14 protein-coding genes are annotated in these 17,479 nt (G+C 35.4%); 1 reads left to right on the top strand and 13 read right to left on the bottom strand.

Translation table 11 applies throughout. The features are described 5' to 3' along the window. Positions 1-384: 384 nt before the first annotated feature. From CPHY_RS00750 to truA, 5 genes are all read right to left on the bottom strand, one after another. Complete coding sequence (locus CPHY_RS00750; protein ID WP_012198162.1) at positions 385-1,389, bottom strand: patatin-like phospholipase family protein; 1,005 nt, start codon at positions 1,387-1,389, stop codon at positions 385-387. A 92-nt stretch (positions 1,390-1,481) separates the two neighbouring features. Next, entirely contained in the window at positions 1,482-1,805 is a 324-nt protein-coding gene (locus tag CPHY_RS00745; RefSeq protein WP_012198161.1) for an MGMT family protein, read from the bottom strand. Positions 1,806-1,995: 190 nt separating this feature from the next. Next, positions 1,996-3,327, bottom strand: a complete 1,332-nt coding sequence (locus tag CPHY_RS00740; RefSeq protein ID WP_012198160.1) for an APC family permease — start codon at positions 3,325-3,327, stop codon at positions 1,996-1,998. 244 nt (positions 3,328-3,571) lie between these two features. Next, positions 3,572-4,117 carry a stage V sporulation protein T gene (gene spoVT / locus CPHY_RS00735; protein WP_012198159.1) on the bottom strand — a complete coding sequence of 182 codons (546 nt, stop codon included), beginning with the start codon at positions 4,115-4,117 and terminating at the stop codon, positions 3,572-3,574. Positions 4,118-4,321: 204 nt separating this feature from the next. Beyond that, a complete protein-coding gene (truA, locus tag CPHY_RS00730; protein WP_012198158.1) occupies positions 4,322-5,116 on the bottom strand; it encodes a tRNA pseudouridine(38-40) synthase TruA in 795 nt (264 codons plus the stop codon). A gap of 594 nt (positions 5,117-5,710) precedes the next feature. On the opposite strand from truA, the gene CPHY_RS00725 reads away from it, so the two are divergent. Next, positions 5,711-7,858: an LTA synthase family protein gene (locus CPHY_RS00725; RefSeq protein ID WP_012198157.1), complete on the top strand. Its 2,148-nt coding sequence runs from the start codon at positions 5,711-5,713 to the stop codon at positions 7,856-7,858. 239 nt (positions 7,859-8,097) lie between these two features. On the opposite strand, the gene CPHY_RS00720 is transcribed toward CPHY_RS00725, so the two are convergent. The 8 genes from CPHY_RS00720 to CPHY_RS00685 all read right to left on the bottom strand — a co-directional run bounded on the left by CPHY_RS00720 (position 8,098) and on the right by CPHY_RS00685 (position 17,467). Then, positions 8,098-8,934: a sugar phosphate isomerase/epimerase family protein gene (locus tag CPHY_RS00720; RefSeq protein WP_012198156.1), complete on the bottom strand. Its 837-nt coding sequence runs from the start codon at positions 8,932-8,934 to the stop codon at positions 8,098-8,100. A gap of 210 nt (positions 8,935-9,144) precedes the next feature. Beyond that, positions 9,145-10,032, bottom strand: coding sequence for an alpha-hydroxy acid oxidase (locus CPHY_RS00715; protein WP_012198155.1), 888 nt, complete (start codon positions 10,030-10,032; stop codon positions 9,145-9,147). A 90-nt stretch (positions 10,033-10,122) separates the two neighbouring features. Continuing rightward, the gene (locus CPHY_RS00710) at positions 10,123-10,575 is read right to left on the bottom strand and encodes an 8-oxo-dGTP diphosphatase (RefSeq protein WP_012198154.1); all 453 of its coding nucleotides are present in this window, start codon (positions 10,573-10,575) and stop codon (positions 10,123-10,125) included. Between the two features lie 383 nt (positions 10,576-10,958). Continuing rightward, positions 10,959-12,809, bottom strand: a complete 1,851-nt coding sequence (locus tag CPHY_RS00705; protein ID WP_012198153.1) for a heavy metal translocating P-type ATPase — start codon at positions 12,807-12,809, stop codon at positions 10,959-10,961. A gap of 92 nt (positions 12,810-12,901) precedes the next feature. Further along, entirely contained in the window at positions 12,902-13,117 is a 216-nt protein-coding gene (locus CPHY_RS00700; protein ID WP_012198152.1) for a cation transporter, read from the bottom strand. 453 nt (positions 13,118-13,570) lie between these two features. Then, positions 13,571-15,142 carry an ABC transporter permease/substrate-binding protein gene (locus CPHY_RS00695; RefSeq protein WP_012198151.1) on the bottom strand — a complete coding sequence of 524 codons (1,572 nt, stop codon included), beginning with the start codon at positions 15,140-15,142 and terminating at the stop codon, positions 13,571-13,573. After that, entirely contained in the window at positions 15,139-16,275 is a 1,137-nt protein-coding gene (locus CPHY_RS00690) for an ABC transporter ATP-binding protein (protein WP_012198150.1), read from the bottom strand. Before CPHY_RS00690 ends, CPHY_RS00695 begins: the two co-directional genes overlap by 4 nt. A 547-nt stretch (positions 16,276-16,822) precedes the next feature. Beyond that, positions 16,823-17,467, bottom strand: a complete 645-nt coding sequence (locus CPHY_RS00685) for a TrkA C-terminal domain-containing protein (RefSeq protein WP_012198149.1) — start codon at positions 17,465-17,467, stop codon at positions 16,823-16,825. Between the last annotated feature and the right edge of the window lie 12 nt (positions 17,468-17,479).

Genomic DNA, 17,479 nt, shown 5'->3' with positions numbered 1-17,479 from the left:
CAGCAAAAACTTTCCATCAGTTACTTACCAAAGTTCTCAACTTAAACTTGTACCTTCCTTTGCTAGAAAGCACACATGTATATCTATTATACTGAATAAATATGTAAGAAGTTTGTTCCTATTGTGAACAATTCTTTAAATTTAAAATACCAAAAGTTGCGTCAACGCTTCTTTTGGTATTTTAAATTATTATTCATGAAGTTTTATAACTAACATGGTTTACTGATTTACTATCCTATATTCATTTTACTATTAACGTGAATTACTGATTTACTATCCTATATCATTTTATTATTAGCATGGACCACTAATCTACTATCCTAAATTCACTTTTTTACCAGCTTAATTCTGATCTATTATCTTAAATTTATTTCATTACCAAATTTAGAATACAAAGTTATCGTTATCTTTCTCCATTACTAAGCGCTTCGCAAGCTCATCGATACGATATTTCTCTCGGTTTGCTAACTTTTCACCATAAAGAGTTAATTTATGTACTGCTTCTTTTGAGCAATCGTCCATCTTTGGTATCTCTTCTTCTGTATTAAGAACCATACGGTAATAATATTGCTGATGATTGACGGATTTATATATTTTTTTCAATTGATAATCTACTGTTTGTTCGCTGGCGTCCATAAGAATATCAAAGATTGGCACTGCCCATTGCAAAAGCCCGAATCTACGTACTTTTTGATAGGTATAGGACTTCGTATTCTTTACATTTCCAACCGATAGGCAAATCGTATCGCCAATCCCGTCACATCCTGGTAGTTTCATTGCTTCAATTAATGCACAAAGTGTTGGATTATTAGCAAAAACACCTCCATCAATTAGACAGTTATAGCAATTATCCTTTGCGTGAAAACAGCTTGGCGGAAAATATGTTGGAGCTGCCGTTGAAGCCAATATTGCATCCCTTAAGAGATAATTCCGATTTTCATCCTTTCTTCCTGTGACTGAATTAAAGAATACTGCACTTCGAGTTGTTGTATCATAGGAGGTCATTAAACAAGGTTTACGAAGACTTCCTAAGGTTGCGTCTCCAAAATACTTTAGTAACATCTCCTCTAAATACTTATTTGTATACTTAGGTCCCCAGAATGGATAAAATTTTTGTCTCTTAAATATGTACTCTCCGTATTCATAATAGCTCTCTAATACTTCTTTCGCAGAAAATTTTGATTCTCCCCGCTCATTTGGAAACAAATAGAGTGCTGTTAATATTGATCCCGTACTAGTTCCTGCTATTAAGTCAAAATAGTCTGCAATCCTTGCTTTGTAATTATTGCTATGATATTGTAGCCTATCCTCTAAACTGCGTAGCAAAACAGCGGAGACAATGCCCTTCATTCCTCCGCCGTCAATAGCTAACACTTTTTTCTTTGACATGGGCCATCACTCCTCCTTAGATTTAGTAAACTATATGCTAAGAAGAAGAAATCCATGTATGTTACACAGGTATTCTTTTTATGCCTGCTTTTTTAGAACACTAACTTTGCCCAGCGAGATACTTCCATATCTACACTTCCATCCTCGAGAAATTGTACTCCTTCTTTCTCAAGTAATTCTATCTGACGATTTACTCCACCAAAGGCAAATGCTTTCGAAACTTCTCCTTTCGCATTTACTACACGATAACACGGAATTATGACCGGGTTTGGATTCACATGCAATGCATAACCAACCACTTTTGCAAGATGGCGATTACCAGCAAGGGCTGCTACCTGTCCATATGTTGCAACTTTCCCATAAGGGATCTCCTTAACTACCTCGTATATTCGTTGAAATGTCGTAAGTTCTTCCACGGTTAGGGCTCCTTTTCTATTCCTTGGTATTCTAGTCCTAAAGGACTGATACTTATACTTTGATAACTAGCTTGCCGTCTTACTATAACGAACCTTCAAAAAAATTTCAATAGCAACTTTTGTTATCTCATCGTAATTTTATAATATGTTTTGTATTTTTTGATTCTATTTCAAGAAACTACTATCCTTTTTACGAAACACTAAATTTCTTTGTATACCAAAATCCGCAAGCCGCGACAATCGCCCCAAGGACAGCAAAAATCCAGAAGAATGGATGCGATAAGGTTCCTGTTACTATAATAAGAGAACCTATAATCGCTAAAACCGGTGCAACATATCCCATAAAAATACTCTTAATTTCACCCTGTTTCTTTAACTTCATAACTGTAATGTAGAGTATGATAAACATTAGATAACTTAGACATATTGGTACTTCAGATACATCCCCAATCATGTTTGCATTCTGGGTAAGATAATTAATGAAAACCCATACAGAACTTAGCACAAATGCAAGAATAGCAGAATTGATTGGGATACCATTTAATTTTTCAGACTGCTTCTTTAAAGCATTACTGCAAGGTAACATTCCTCGGTATGCTAGTGAATATGGAAGCTGAATATAAGCAAGCACAAGACCATTTAATGTACCTACCACAGAGATTAAAACAAAAACTAAAATCAGTCTTGCTCCCATATTTCCAAATACCTTAGTTGCAGCAAGATAAGTACTCTCATTTCCCTGTTGCATTACTGTATCTACGGATACTAAGGAGGTGATTCCTACAAAGTACAACACATAACACAGTAATACTATAAGTGGTGCAAAGATTAGAGCCAGTGGTAAATTTCTCTTACTGTTTTTGATTTCATGGCATATCGTCGTAGATATTGACCAACCATCAAATGAAAATGCAATCGGTGCAAATGCAGCAACCCAGCCAGGAGAAGCTATAGCCTCTTTCATTACACTTGCATCCTTTGCGATAATCTCAGGTGCTTTTCCAAAGAATAAACCTGCTAATGCAATTAATATCAATGGAATTAGTTTAACTATCATAGATAAATTCTGAAACGCACCACCAAGTCTAGCTGATAAAATATTCAATATAAATATCATACAAAGTATGATAAAACCAATCAAACTACTATTTTTTGGCGTGCTCTCAATGCCAAACAATTGGCAAAAGTAAAGTCCTGATACCCAAGTAATCACTCCTACTAATGGAGCAAAATACATCGTAAGCTGAAACCATCCAATAGCCCCTGCAGTTCGTTTGTTTACAAATTTTTCGGCATAACTAATTAAACCTCCCGGTTCGTCTGTTCTACTTGCTAGCTGAGAGATAGTTAAGGAACCGAAAACAATCGCTAATGCAGCGATTAAAAATACTAAGATACCAAGAAGCATATTCCCATTGGTATAACGAAGTACATCGTCCGACTTAAAAAAGATTCCGGATCCAATGACAATTCCAGTAATCATAGTAATAGCTGTTAATAATCCATAACGTTTTTCCTGCATAAATACCTCATTCCTCCGCAGTTTTTTGCGTATTTTAATTTGTGCCGAGGATTACGCAGGCACAAATTTAGGTGTGAAAATTGGTTTTTATTTTCACACTAATCTTTTTTTAAACCGTTGTAGAACAGAATCTTAACCCTACGAAAAAAGCGGAGGAATTAACCTTACTGGTACTATGCCCGGGCATAGAAGGTAATTACTCCGCTATATGTCTAACCTGTCTTATTTTATTTTCTCTAAGAGATTAGTTCTCCATTTGTCTTCCAAGGAATGCAGCTGCAGTAGCAGCAAGTTTATTCTCAACTTCGCCAAGCTTAGTTTTTACATCTCTTGTAAGAATTAATACTGCTCCGATAGCATCACCTTCACAAATAATCGGTGAAATAACTTCATAGGCAATATCTTCATCATCAGAGCAAACACGGATAAATCCTTTTTCTTCTTTCGCTGCAGTTACCGTTTCACGGTCATTAATTAATGCCTCAAGTTCTTTACTGATTGGTTTTGTAACCCAATCCTTTTTAGCGGAACCAGCAATTGCTATAAACTGATCCTTATCGGTAATAGCAACAATATGACCAGTCGTATGACCGATAGAATCCGCATATTGTTTTGCAAACTGTCCTAACTCACCGATAGGAGAGTATTTCTTTAAAATAATTTCTCCTTCACGGTCTGTAAAAATTTCTAATGGATCCCCTTCACGAATACGTAAAGTTCTTCTAATTTCCTTTGGGATAACCACTCTTCCTAAGTCATCTATGCGTCGTACGATACCTGTTGCTTTCATGTAGCATATTCCTCCATTTACTTCTCAATCTAAGATGCTTGTCACTTAAATATTGCTATGACTATATTGTTTGTAAAATCAAGGAATTTATACCTATTATAAGAATCTATTTCTCATAAAATATTTAAAATGATGGCATCTTTTGTCTATAGTTGCAACCCATCATTATTTAATCACCCTCGCACCATTACGTTAACCTAAGTACTAACTATTTTTATCATAAATGACTTGTTTTAAAAATAACCCTTGCGGATACAGTGTTATCCCGGCATATTCTCTCTTTTTCCCCAAAATAGCCTGCCTAACACTTTCCACACTTCTCTCTTGTGTCCCAACCTCCAACAGTGTTCCAGAAATGATACGTATCATGTGATGTAAAAATCCATTCCCACGAAACGTAAAAATAATACCCTGTTGATTTCTATTCTGTCGTAGTTCTTCTATCGTTATCTCAGATATCGTCCGGATAGTCGACTTACCATCCTTACGATCTGTACAGAAGCTCTTATAATCCATCGTGCCAATGAGTAATTTTGCAGCTTGCCTCATTGCTTCAATATCCAAATCCTTACCACAAGAATATGAATATTTACGAAAAAATACACTTTCCCGTTCTTTGGTATCTATGATATACTGATAGATTTTCTCTACCGCATCAAAGCGGGAATGAAAATTTAAGTCCACTTCGTTCGCTTGTAGTATCTTAATATCCTCCGGAAGAACTTGATTCATCTTTTGTCTTATAATATTTACGTCGAGATTGGAGCGCGAATAAAAATTTGCCACCTGTCCAAGAGCATGAACTCCTGTATCTGTGCGGCCTGAGCCAATCAGCTTAATTGGTTCTAGCAAAACCTTAGATAAAAATTCTTCTAGTAACCCCTGAATAGAATGATCACCATTTGCTGCTTTGGGAATTCTCTGCCAACCACTATAATTTGTCCCATCGTAGCTTATGATAAGTTTTATGTTGCGCTTTCTATCCATTTCACCAGGCATCTTTGCTCTCCCTCAAACTGATATACCCTTAGCGTTAAATTATTAGCACCCACACTAAGTTAAGATTTTACAACCTTTTTCTAAATATTTCAAGTAAAAAATGATCCTAAACTAAATTAGTTGTAGTTACTTTATTTATAATGGTTGTTCTATTATATGAAAAAGAAACCATTTCTTCAATATGTCACCAAAATTTTTTTAAATATTTTTCTTAACGAATTATAAATTTTATTTAATTTGCATTAATTTTATATGAAATTTCTATTTCTATGTAACTAAAATTAATCTTGTTCGAATAATATTCTACTTCATAACTCTCTATAAAAGAATATCTCCCCATATTACATCAGATTTCAGTAAGATATTCACCTTTATTATCCATTGTGAAAATGCCCTACAATTCGTTATAATAACTTAAAAATTCTTAAGAATTGCGCTATTGCTTTTTTTTCAAAATATGATAAACTGTTGTAGCATAAAAGGATAGGATATTTTTTACATTCATTCCCTAACATCGAAGAATTATCCAATTGAGAACATCACATTCATTATAGACACTAATAACTCTCACGGAAACTACTTGGAGGCAAGTATATGAAATTCATACCACAGAAAGCGAAATCTATATTGGACTCAGTAAAGACTAAGTGTAAGAAACCATTTTTACAGTGTGTGCTTTTAGCCCTAGCCCTCAACATCTTTGTTGAAATCATGTCACGCCGCTCTGTGTTTAAAGCCATTGCTTATTTATTTACGAGTCCACACGTATTTATATACAATACCTTTATTATCTTAGTAACACTGTCCATAGCCTTATTCTTTAAGAGAAGATGGTTTGTTTATTATTTGGTTTCTCTTAGCTGGGTCGCCATTGGTGTTACTGACTTTATACTTTTGAAATTTAGAACAACACCATTTACCGCTGTTGACATTACATTAATGAAATCTGCTACTCAGATTTGGCAGTATTATTTGAAGTGGTTTCATTTGGTGTTTATTGCAATCGGTCTCGCTCTTACAGTTTTTTCTTGTGTTATCGTATGGAAAAAAGTAAAACGCTATGATAACCGCTTACCACTATTAAAGATAACAATCTTCTTTGCAACTACCTTAATTTCCTCAACTCTTTTAACAAAACTTGGACTAAAGACTAACGTATTAGCTGGGAATTTCGGTAACCTTGCAAACGCATACCATCAATACGGTCTTCCTTATTGCTTTGTTAATAGCGTTATTAATACCGGTATTAATAAACCTAATATTTATACTACCGATGTTGTAAATACAATAGTAGAAGGAGTGGAACAAGGAAAGATAGTTAGTTCTTCCGATATTTTGCCTACTGAAGTTCCAGAGCCATCGGAGACACCTTCACCGATTCCAACACTAACTCCAACACCACCAGTTGACCTTTCTACATCGACCTCTGATACAGTAGCATCAAAAGAGACTCCTAACATTATCTTTTTACAATTGGAATCTTTCTTTGACCCAACACATATCAAAGGAGTTACCTTCACAGAGGACCCTATACCTAATTATAGAGCACTGAAAGAGAAGTTCTCTAGCGGGTATTTAAGTGTTCCAAGTGTCGGCGCAGGAACAGCGAATACAGAATTTGAAGTTATTACTGGGATGAACCTTGATTTCTTTGGACCTGGTGAATATCCATATAAAACAATTTTACAAAAGACTTCTTGTGAAAGCATTTCCTATAACTTAAAATCACTCGGATATACTACTCATGCGATTCACAACAATGTTGCTACCTTTTACGATCGTGTTTCGGTCTTTTCACAGTTAGGTTTTGACACCTTTACTTCGATTGAATACATGCAAGATATTGAGCGTAATCAAAATAACTGGGCAAAAGATAAGGTCCTTACACCAGAGATTTTACAGATACTTAATACAACCAAGAATCAAGACTTGATTTATGCCATCTCGGTTCAAGGACATGGAAGCTATCCTGATAGTGCCCTTATTGAAAATCCACGAATAAATTTAACATTAAGTGAAGATCTTTCTGATAGTTTATATTATCCGCTTCTATATTATTCAAATCAAATCAAAGAGATGGATGAGTTTATAGGAGAATTGATTGAATCCTTGTCAAACCGCAAGGAAGAGACAATACTTGTTATGTACGGTGATCATTTGCCAGGTTTTCAACTTGAAGAAACCGATTTAACGAACGGTTCCTTATTCCAGACTGAATATATTGTATGGGATAACTTTGGTATGACAAAACAGAATGAGGATTTAGAGGCTTACCAATTATCCGCACATGTACTTGACCTCCTGGACATTCATAATGGATTGATAACAAAACTTCATCAAACACAAAAAGATTCTGATATCTACTTAGATGAGTTAAAGGTCCTCGAGTATGATATGTTATATGGTGACTTAGATTGCTTTAATGGGGTAAATCCGTATACGAAAACTGACCTTCAAATGGGCACTGTTCCAATCAAAATTTCGGAAGCGCACTTTGTATCAGCTCCACCGGAAGGTGAAGCCACTGGGGATGATAGCGCAAGGGTAATTGTCACCGGTAGTAATTTCACTCCATTTAGTAAAATCTCAGTAAATGATAAAATATACGATACAAAGTTTATCAACCGTTCCATGATAAGTGCTCCAATAAATGAGCTGAAATCCGGAGATGTTATTACAGTAATACAAAGTGGCAATGATAATGTACCACTAAGTTCAACCGATTCTTATGTAATACCTTAAGATTTGACGCAGGAGTTCATTAAACTATAATGAAAACAAGAGAAGATATATATCAGTCTATCCATATCTTCTCTTGTTTTTCTCTTTTATTTTTTCTCTTTTATTTTTCATCTTTTTATTACTTTTTTATTTTAGTCTAATTAATTTTCCATGAGTTTTGTTCCGTAATTTACTTGTTATGTATGTTATATGATTTTTGCTTTTTTATTTACGTTGTTATTTGGATTCTATATCGCCCCTTACGGTAGTGACACCCCTGCAAGCACCGCTTGCTGACGCACATATCCTGCCGCTTGCTTATAACTATCAAAATCCGGTAAATGCTCTACAAATAGTGTTGTATCTGGCCCTAACTGCTCACATAAACGTGTAATCAATTGATAATTCAGAATTCCTTTCCCCGGCATGGTTTCATGAATAAGAGTTGTATATTTATTTTCCATCCATACATCCTTCCCGTGAATACTCTTAATCATCGGCCCTAACTTTTCAAAACATTCTTTGATAAATTCTTCATGATAGACATAACGCTTAGGACAATTTATCATGTTGACAAAATCAAGATGTACCCCAAATGCTTTACGGTCCACATCGTCAATTAACTTCAAATATTCATCTGGTGAATCTGGAACCATCCATGGCATCGGTTCAATTGTATAGAAAGTTCTCGTCGGCTTTACTGCATCGATAATCTCTCGAATACTATCTACAGCAAGAGCATAGGTATCGCTCTGGTAATTCTCCTTATAGCAGCCATCCCATAGTTCACCACGACTACCAGAGATATTGACGCAACAGTTTGCTCCTAGTTCTTCTGCTAATGCCAATTGATTTTTACAAAAGGTAAGAGCCTCTTTTCTTTCTAACTCATCGAAAGCGATTGCATTTTTCCATGCCCCAACCTCACCTATAATCAAATCATGCTCTTTCACACATTGTTGATACGCTTTCTTTTCGTCCTGACTCGCTCTATAATCAATGGGTGACAGTACTGCTCGGTATCCAAGCTCCTTCACTAGCTGATACCATTCTTCGGGATTCGAATATGGTTTCTCTAATCCACCGCCAATTCTCATAACAATTCTCCTTCCCTTATAAAAAGCCCTGATACAAACAATAAGTGATCATCCGACCACCTAAAACCAATAAAGATTAAACTTATTGCAAAAGATTAAGCTTATTGCAAACGATTAAATTCTATTAAAACATTTAAACTCTATTACAAACGTTTAAACTCTATTTCAAACATTTAAACCCTATTACATCATTTAAATTAGTAAGCGAATTTACTTATTATGAATAACAGAAGGGTCAATATGCTTCATATCACAAGAACAAGTTCGAGCCATAACACCAGCCAGTTCTTCTGTCATTCTTATAATAGTATCCTTTACACCATTTGCACCGTCTTTTGATAAAGGATCCATTATTATCCTACCTGCAGATACTGCGGTAGCACCAAGCGCCAACGCTTTAAAGACATCCATTCCGCTAGCAACACCGCAATCCACAAAAATTGGAATTTGCTTATTTACGATAGCAGCAATTCTAGGAAGAATCTTTAGTGGAGGTATCGCATAATTCATGATTCCATGATGGTGTGAAACTACAATACCTTTCACTCCTGCTTCAAGACATTTTAATGCATCTTGTTCACTAAGCACACCTTTTATTATGAACGGTAAGTCCGTTGACTTAACAAACTCTTTAATCTCATCTAAGGATTTTGAAGTCATTGGATGACCCAGAACATTGTCATACTTCCCATTTCCTGAAAAGGAATGATCTACATCCATTCCGACTGCCAATGCGCCACATTTTTGGGCATGTTTAATTTTTCGAAAAATAATCTTATTATCCGCATAAGGTTTTATGATTTTAATTGTTTTTGCCCCTGTCGCTGTAATTGCTTCTAGTTCCTCTTCCTCCCCCATACCAGCCCAATTCACAGCATTTGCAAGATAAGCTCCTCTAGCCATCTCTACCATACCGTTTTCTCGAACCTTGTTTAAGTGTGATAAAGCTGCCATCATAACAGGGGTATCAAATCTTTCCCCATAAAGCTCAAGTGTTGTGGATGGTATTACTGAGTCAATATGTCTCATTTCAACTAGCAATGAATCAAAATAATCTCTGGTGATCTGGTTCGAATCACCTGTTCTTAAATTCTCCATAGTTATCCTTTCTCCTGTCTGCACATTTCGTATAATAAGATAAAACGTAGCAAAGTTAAAGCAAATGGTCTTTTTACATTGTACACTTGACTATAGTAACTCTAATACCCACTCATCCCCTGATTTCTGATAAATACATTCACTTAAATCCTCTGACTCAAACACTTTAAGCATAAGGTCAAAATCCTCTGCTAAAACATACTTATTAAGGTCGGTACGTGGTATAAAAAATACCTCGCCCTCGTCAGAGGACGTTAGCTTACCTTCAAACTGATCCGTTTTATAAAACAGGACCACATACCGCTCCTTTTTTCTTGTCTGAAATTGTTTTATTCCGCATAAAATAGGATTCTTGATACTTAGACCGGTCTCTTCTTTGACTTCTCGGATTACAGACTTAACAAAAGATTCATTTTCCTCAACATGTCCTCCTGGAAATGTGACTCCTGGCCAATCTCTATTCTTACGTTCTTGAACTAAAATTTCATCACCATTCGTTATCATACACAAATTCGTAAATACCGCTTTTTCACTTCTGCTCATCTTAAAACCCTTTCCTGACTGATGCGTGTTAACCTTTATCTAATACTTACAAGACTAAGCCCCCACTCAAAATATGCGATTTAAGTGGTGGGGAGCAAGTCACGTAACTATCTTAATTAAGATTTTAATTTATGTTATTTACCGAGTTAAATTTTACCTTCATTATACCGTACGTAACCTAAATTATCCAGTTATTATTCTTAAGTGATAAATCACTCCTTTTTTATCAATAAGAAAAAATACGCTTAACGATTATTCTTTTGTCACGATAAAAACCCTAAACCAATTGTATTTTATACAAAGGATTTAGGGTTTTCACCGGTATATATATTTACTTTCAGAATAAGAATTCTCAAGGTATCATTTTGCTTCTAAGGAGAATGCTATTCTTTTAAGGCTCTGATGGAATTTAATATAGCAATTACAGAGACACCAACGTCTGCAAATACAGCTTCCCACATATTTGACAATCCAGCTGCACCAAGGATTAAGATAATACCTTTCACAGCAAGAGCAAAGATAATATTCTGTTTTACAATTCGAAGCGTTTTACGAGCAATTCTAATTGCTGTTACCAACTTCTCTGGGTCATCATCCATAATAACAACATCAGCTGCTTCAATCGCTGCATCCGAGCCAAGACCACCCATTGCAATTCCAATGTCCGCTCTAGCAAGAACCGGAGCATCGTTAATACCATCACCAACAAATGCAAGCTGGTCTTTCTCACCACGTTTTGCTAACATCTCTTCAAACTTTTCTACCTTATCTGCTGGAAGTAGCTCGGTGTATGCATGGTCTAAGTTAAGCTCTTTTGCAATAGCCTCACCAACAACCTTAGCATCTCCTGTTAACATCACGAGTGAATGAACTCCACTGTGTCTCAAATCTTCTATTGCAGCCTTACTTGTTGACTTAATCTCATCTCGAATTTCAAGATAACCAGCATAATTACCGTCGATAGCAATATGAATCGTTGTTCCAATTGGAATGTTTTCCGATAACTGCTTAACCTCGATATTTTGCTCTGCCATCATCTTCCTATTTCCTGCAAAAACCTGCTTTCCGTCTACGATAGCAGAAATTCCAAATCCGGCAACCTCTTGTACCTCACGAATGCGATCCATAGATAGTTCTTTTCCAAATGCTTCTCGAATCGATGTTGCAATTGGATGGCTTGAATGACTTTCTGCAAGAGCTGCCACTTCTAGTAACTCATCTTTCGATAAGGAATCCGTTACAATATCATGGACAACAAAGTTACCCTTTGTTAAGGTACCAGTCTTATCAAATGCAATTGCTGTAACTTTCGATAGCGACTCTAGATAATTACTACCCTTTATCAAGATCCCTTTCTTAGAAGCGCCTCCAATACCACCGAAAAATCCAAGCGGAATGGAGATTACGAGTGCACACGGACAAGATACAACTAAGAAAATAAGAGCACGATATAACCAATCAGAAAATAACGCACCTGGCACAAATATTGGTGGTATTACTGCTAATAACACTGCAAAGATTACAACAGTAGGAGTATAATACTTCGCAAATTTCGTAATAAATGCTTCGCTCTTAGCCTTACGGTCACTAGCACTCTCTACAAGCTCTAAAATTTTTGAAACCGTAGACTCTTCAAACTCCTTCGTTACTTCTACCTCAATCGTACCATTTAAATTGATACATCCACTAATCACTTCATCTCCTACCGAAGATTCTCTTGGAAGTGATTCACCAGTAAGGGCACTGGTATTAATGGAGGTCTGGCCAACCACGATTTTACCGTCTAATGGAATCTTTTCACCAGGTTTAATTAAGATATGATCTCCCGGCATAACCTCTTCTGGGTCTACTACTTGGATTTCTCCATCCTTTACTAAATTCGCATAATCTGGTCGTATATCCATAAGTGCTGTAATGGACTTACGAGACTGCGCAACTGCATAGGACTGAAAAAGTTCTCCTACCTGATAAAATAGCATAACAAAAATACTCTCATCATATTTAGCAATTGCAAATGCACCTATGGTTGCGATTGACATGAGAAAGTTCTCATCCAAAACATGCCCCCTGATTACATTTCGAAACGCATTCCATAAAACATCATAGCCAATGAGTAAATAAGCGGCAATATATAATATTAAGGTTACAATCTTAGGTAATGGCAAGAGGATTGCCAATAAGAATATTGCAGTACTGATGATAATTCGAATTAAATTTTTTTTATGCTTTTTCATTGATCTACCTCCTACTCTTTCTATGTTACTTCTATTTAAAATTATGTTATTACTGTATATTATTCTAAATTAGATTTCTTACTTTTGAATTATTATTTTATCACGACATCTGGTTCAAGTTTATGAATAATTTTCTCTGCTTGATTTAAAATGTCTTCCATCTGTTCCTCTGATGCAACTATTGTCATCTTCTGCATAAGAAAGCTTACTGTAACCTTCTCTACTCCTGCAATTTTAGAGATTCCATCCTCCATCTTTGCTGCACAATTTGCGCAATCTAAATTTTCTAGTTTAACTACTTTTTTCATACCGATTCTCCTCTTCTTCTTTCATTTTTTATTCAAATCCTAGCGTACTTAACGCATATGTTCAAAAGATGAAGCTCAACTGAAAATTCTTTTTCCCTAGCATCATTCTTTTCTTCTTAACTATTCTAAATTATTTAAAATTTAATTCTATTTAAAATAGTTGAACAGTTGAACAATTAAACAATCATTTAATTGATTTTATTATAACACATTATCTTATGCTGTCAATATGAAAAATGTTAATTTTATAAAAACAAGGTGGCTTCGCCACTCCAGGCTTATCAGGTCTGAAACTTAGAGGCGAGGTCACCTTGTCGCGCCGAACCCGTAGGGTGAGTGCGCATCCCTCGGAGAGTTTTTGATTTATAGGAGATTGCACCGCAATTTCCTATAAATCAAAGAAAGACAATCTATATTAAGCTTGCTTGCCGTTTATAGATTGTCTTTCTTTTATTATTTTGAAGGAATTAAATTTTGATTCTTCAAAAATTCCTTTGCTACAGCTTCAGGGCTTTTTTGCAGCTCATCCACCTGATAATTTAGTTCAAGCATAATATCATTCGTTAATACATCCCCTAACTCTTCTAGGAGTGGTATTATCTCTGGGTGTTGTTCTAAGCTCTCCGAACGAACAATTGGCATAGCATAGTAAGGTGGGAAGAATGCTTTATCATCTTCTAACACAGCTAATCCGAATTTTTTTAATAACCCATCTGTAGTAAAAGCATCTATTATGTCCACATCTTTATTTACAAGTGCCGTGTATCTTGGAGCCCCATCTATTGCAACGGTTTCTCCAATGGTAAATCCATATTCCTTTTGTAAGCCAGGTAATCCATCTTCTCGGTTTAAGAATTCAAAAGTTGTACCAGATTTCATCGTTTGGGCAATTTTTGCTAAATCACTTATATTCTTAAGTTGGTACTTCGCTGCGGCCTCTTTCGTTACCGCTAATGCATAGGTATTATTGAAATTCATCTGTTTTAGAACATCAATATTATACTTTGATTTGAATTCATCTTTTACAATATCAAATACCTGGTCTTTATCTTTCTTTTCTGTATGACCTAAGGCACTTAAATATGCTGTTCCACTATATTCTACATACATATCAATCTCACCTTTGTTTAAAGCTGAGAAACAAACTTGCGTTCCACCAAGGTCAAGCTTTCTATTCACTTTAATATCCGTATTGCCTTCAATAAGATCTGCAACAAGATTACCAAGGATAGCCTGCTCTGTAAAATCTTTGGAGCCTATCGTAATAACTTTTTGATTATTTGCATTTGTTCCTTTTGCAGTAAAAACAAAAATGGCTATAATAGCAAATACTGCTCCTGCAAGAATGCCTTTTTGTATACCACGCTTTTTCTTTTTCACGTTATTTTCACCTTTTTGCAAACTAATCGGTGCTACCAACTGCTCAACAAGTCCAAGCAAGAAGTCAACTAATAATGCAAGTAAACATGCAGGGATCGCTCCAGCTAAGATCTGATTGTTATTTACTGTTCTAATTCCTGAAAAGACAAGATGCCCTAGTCCTCCTGCACCTATAAAGGCAGCCATAGTCATTAAGCCGACTGCAGTTACAGAAGCAATTCTTACACCTGCCATAATAACCGGTAATGCAAGAGGTATTTGAACCTTGGTCAACACCTGAAACGGGGTTAATCCAATACCTTTTGCAGCTTCCAATGTTTGTGGATTGATATTATCGATTCCAGTATATGTGTTTTTAATGATAGGTAAGAGAGAATACAAGATAACAGCTACTATTGCTGGAACCATACCAATCCCTAAAAATGGAATCATAAAGCCTAGCAATGCCATACTAGGAATTGCTTGTATTATGTTTGCTACCATTAAAATTGGCTTACTCACCCTTTTTGCATAAGAGATTAATATTCCTAACGGTACCCCTATCAATATGGCAAAACCAACAGAAATTGCGGTAAGTTTTATATGCTCCAATAGAAGTCTTAATATTTGCTCGTAATTATTTGTAATATATTCTATGAAGTTCATACATCCACCTCCTCATCACCGTTATAGTACTGCTGACTTAGTGTGGTAACTAAATTACCACGAGTTACTAAACCAACCAAATATCCATCCTCTTTGGTAACTGGAATTGTTGAAACTTTTTGTTCTGTTACTAACTTTAATGCATCAACTATGGTATTATCGGGATTTAATGTTGGGAAGTCTGTAACCATGAAGTTTTCTGCAGATTGTGTCCTATCTCCAATACTCCTTATCTGGCTAGCTTTCAAAATGCCATGCAAATGATGATTATCTGGATTAATAATTAGAAGGCTATCAACCTTTTTTTGGCGCATTTTATCAATACATTTTAAAATTGAGAGATCTTTTGTTGCTGTAACTGGTTTATTCATCATAAAGTCATGCACTTTGATAAATTCCGGAGAAGACCAAATTCGGTTTTTACCTACGAAGTTTGAGACATAATCATCAACTGGATTTTTTAAGATATTTTCTGGCGTGTCGTATTGAAGTACGCGTCCTTCTCTCATAATACATATCTTATCTGCTATCTTTATCGCTTCGTCCATATCATGTGTAACAAAAACTATCGTTTTCTTTAACTTAGATTGTAATTCTACTAATTCATCTTGTAGATCAGACCTCGTCATCGGATCAAGTGCAGAAAATGGCTCATCCATTAATATAATATCAGGGTTATTAGCAAAGGCCCTCGCCACACCAACTCTTTGCTGCTGTCCTCCACTTAATTCTGATGGATATCGGTCAATAAAATTCTCATAATCAAGGCCTACCATGTTCATCAATTTCTTTGTATTTTCCATAATTTCTGCAGAATCTACTTTAAGAATCTTTGGTATAATCTCTATATTTTCTTTAATCGTCATATGTGGAAATAATCCTGTTTGCTGAATTACATAACCAATCTTCCTTCGTAACGATACCTCATCTAAAGATAGAATATCTTCACCATCAATTGAAATAGAGCCACTCGTTGGCTTGATGAGTCGATTTATCATTTTTAGCAATGTTGTTTTTCCACAACCACTTTCACCAATGATTGCCACTAAGTTACCAGTATCAATGTTGAAAGTAACATCCTTTAGTATTTTATTAGACTTAAAACTTTTTGTTATGTTAGTAAATTTAATCATATTGAGTCACCTCATTCCTACGCTGTCTATTGCGTACTTTTTATTTGTGACCATAGTTCAGACACAAACATTTTGAGAGAAAAAAACTCACTAAAGAAAGAACCTTTCTATGAGAAGATTATATCTCTCTATACCTCTTTTACAGAAGTAACAACTTCAATACTAATATAAAGTTGTTACTATGTCAAGAAAAATCCTTATTTCACATGTGTATTATCAAATAATTTACACGTTTTCCCATTGCATATTACATCTATTTACAGATATGGTATGCAATAAATAAAAAGCAAAAAATAAATAATTGCTTTAAAATATAGTATCAACAGATAACAATATAACGATACCTAAGATTACAAACTGTATTTATATAAAATTGAAATTTGGCTATATGATCACTAGAATATAAAAAGTAGCTCGTTAATAAGGTAGATATGCGCCATACATGGAGCAAAAAAACCGCCAATCATGACTAGATGATTGGCGGTACAAAATATATATTTTTTCTTTGTCTACTTTACAGAGACGATATGTGAGTGCTTTATCTTAACTATTCCGTTGTATTTGGATATAAAAAAATTTTAACTCGATACGGAGCATCATCCTGTGTAATAAAATATAGGATATCATGCTCTTTAATATGAGTATATGGACCAGGCGAAACCATGGTTTCATCCCCTCGACGAATTGCTATCACAGTAGCGCCAGTATGCTGCCAAAATTGTAATTCTGCTACCGTTTTACCAAGAAAGACACACTCTTTCGTAATCAGTATTTCAAATGGCATAAAAGGATTTAACGAACGAAAATGCTCAGAAGCAGAAATAAGTTCCGTCAAATGTTGGTTCATAACTTCCATTTCCGTTCTCTGCCTTATAATACTTTGTTGGATATTATCTTTGATTGTATCAATCGTTTGGCGTTTGTTGTACTGCTTAATAAACTTTATCGCATTTTCAGTTGACTTAATTGTAACACCGCTACCTTTTTCAGATGTTACAATCTCTAAGTCACACAAAACACAAATAGCTCTTCTGGCAGTTTCCGGAGAAACTCCATACTGCCCTGCAATAGAAGAACGAGCATATATCTTATCTCCGACTTTATATTCTTCACTTGCGATCCTTGATGCTATCTCCACTGCAATCTGCTGATACCTAGGGATTGCATTCTTATTCTTCCTCTGTTCCTCCATCTTGGATTCCTC

The sequence above is a fragment of the Lachnoclostridium phytofermentans ISDg genome, from assembly GCF_000018685.1.
Classification (GTDB): domain Bacteria; phylum Bacillota; class Clostridia; order Lachnospirales; family Lachnospiraceae; genus Lachnoclostridium; species Lachnoclostridium phytofermentans.
Note: the sequence above shows the minus strand (reverse complement) of the source record. Positions and strands in the feature narration are given on the sequence as shown.

What these genes read in the sequence shown, in the direction of transcription:
- CPHY_RS00750 (WP_012198162.1), bottom strand. Translation starts at nt 1,389, where the DNA reads ATGTCAAAGAAAAAAGTGTTAGCTATTGACGGCGGAGGAATGAAGGGC.
- CPHY_RS00740 (WP_012198160.1), bottom strand. Translation starts at nt 3,327, where the DNA reads ATGCAGGAAAAACGTTATGGATTATTAACAGCTATTACTATGATTACT.
- spoVT (WP_012198159.1), bottom strand. Translation starts at nt 4,117, where the DNA reads ATGAAAGCAACAGGTATCGTACGACGCATAGATGACTTAGGAAGAGTG.
- truA (WP_012198158.1), bottom strand. Translation starts at nt 5,116, where the DNA reads ATGCCTGGTGAAATGGATAGAAAGCGCAACATAAAACTTATCATAAGC.
- CPHY_RS00725 (WP_012198157.1), top strand. Translation starts at nt 5,711, where the DNA reads ATGAAATTCATACCACAGAAAGCGAAATCTATATTGGACTCAGTAAAG.
- CPHY_RS00720 (WP_012198156.1), bottom strand. Translation starts at nt 8,934, where the DNA reads ATGAGAATTGGCGGTGGATTAGAGAAACCATATTCGAATCCCGAAGAA.
- CPHY_RS00715 (WP_012198155.1), bottom strand. Translation starts at nt 10,032, where the DNA reads ATGGAGAATTTAAGAACAGGTGATTCGAACCAGATCACCAGAGATTAT.
- CPHY_RS00710 (WP_012198154.1), bottom strand. Translation starts at nt 10,575, where the DNA reads ATGAGCAGAAGTGAAAAAGCGGTATTTACGAATTTGTGTATGATAACG.
- CPHY_RS00705 (WP_012198153.1), bottom strand. Translation starts at nt 12,809, where the DNA reads ATGAAAAAGCATAAAAAAAATTTAATTCGAATTATCATCAGTACTGCA.
- CPHY_RS00700 (WP_012198152.1), bottom strand. Translation starts at nt 13,117, where the DNA reads ATGAAAAAAGTAGTTAAACTAGAAAATTTAGATTGCGCAAATTGTGCA.
- CPHY_RS00695 (WP_012198151.1), bottom strand. Translation starts at nt 15,142, where the DNA reads ATGAACTTCATAGAATATATTACAAATAATTACGAGCAAATATTAAGA.
- CPHY_RS00690 (WP_012198150.1), bottom strand. Translation starts at nt 16,275, where the DNA reads ATGATTAAATTTACTAACATAACAAAAAGTTTTAAGTCTAATAAAATA.
- CPHY_RS00685 (WP_012198149.1), bottom strand. Translation starts at nt 17,467, where the DNA reads ATGGAGGAACAGAGGAAGAATAAGAATGCAATCCCTAGGTATCAGCAG.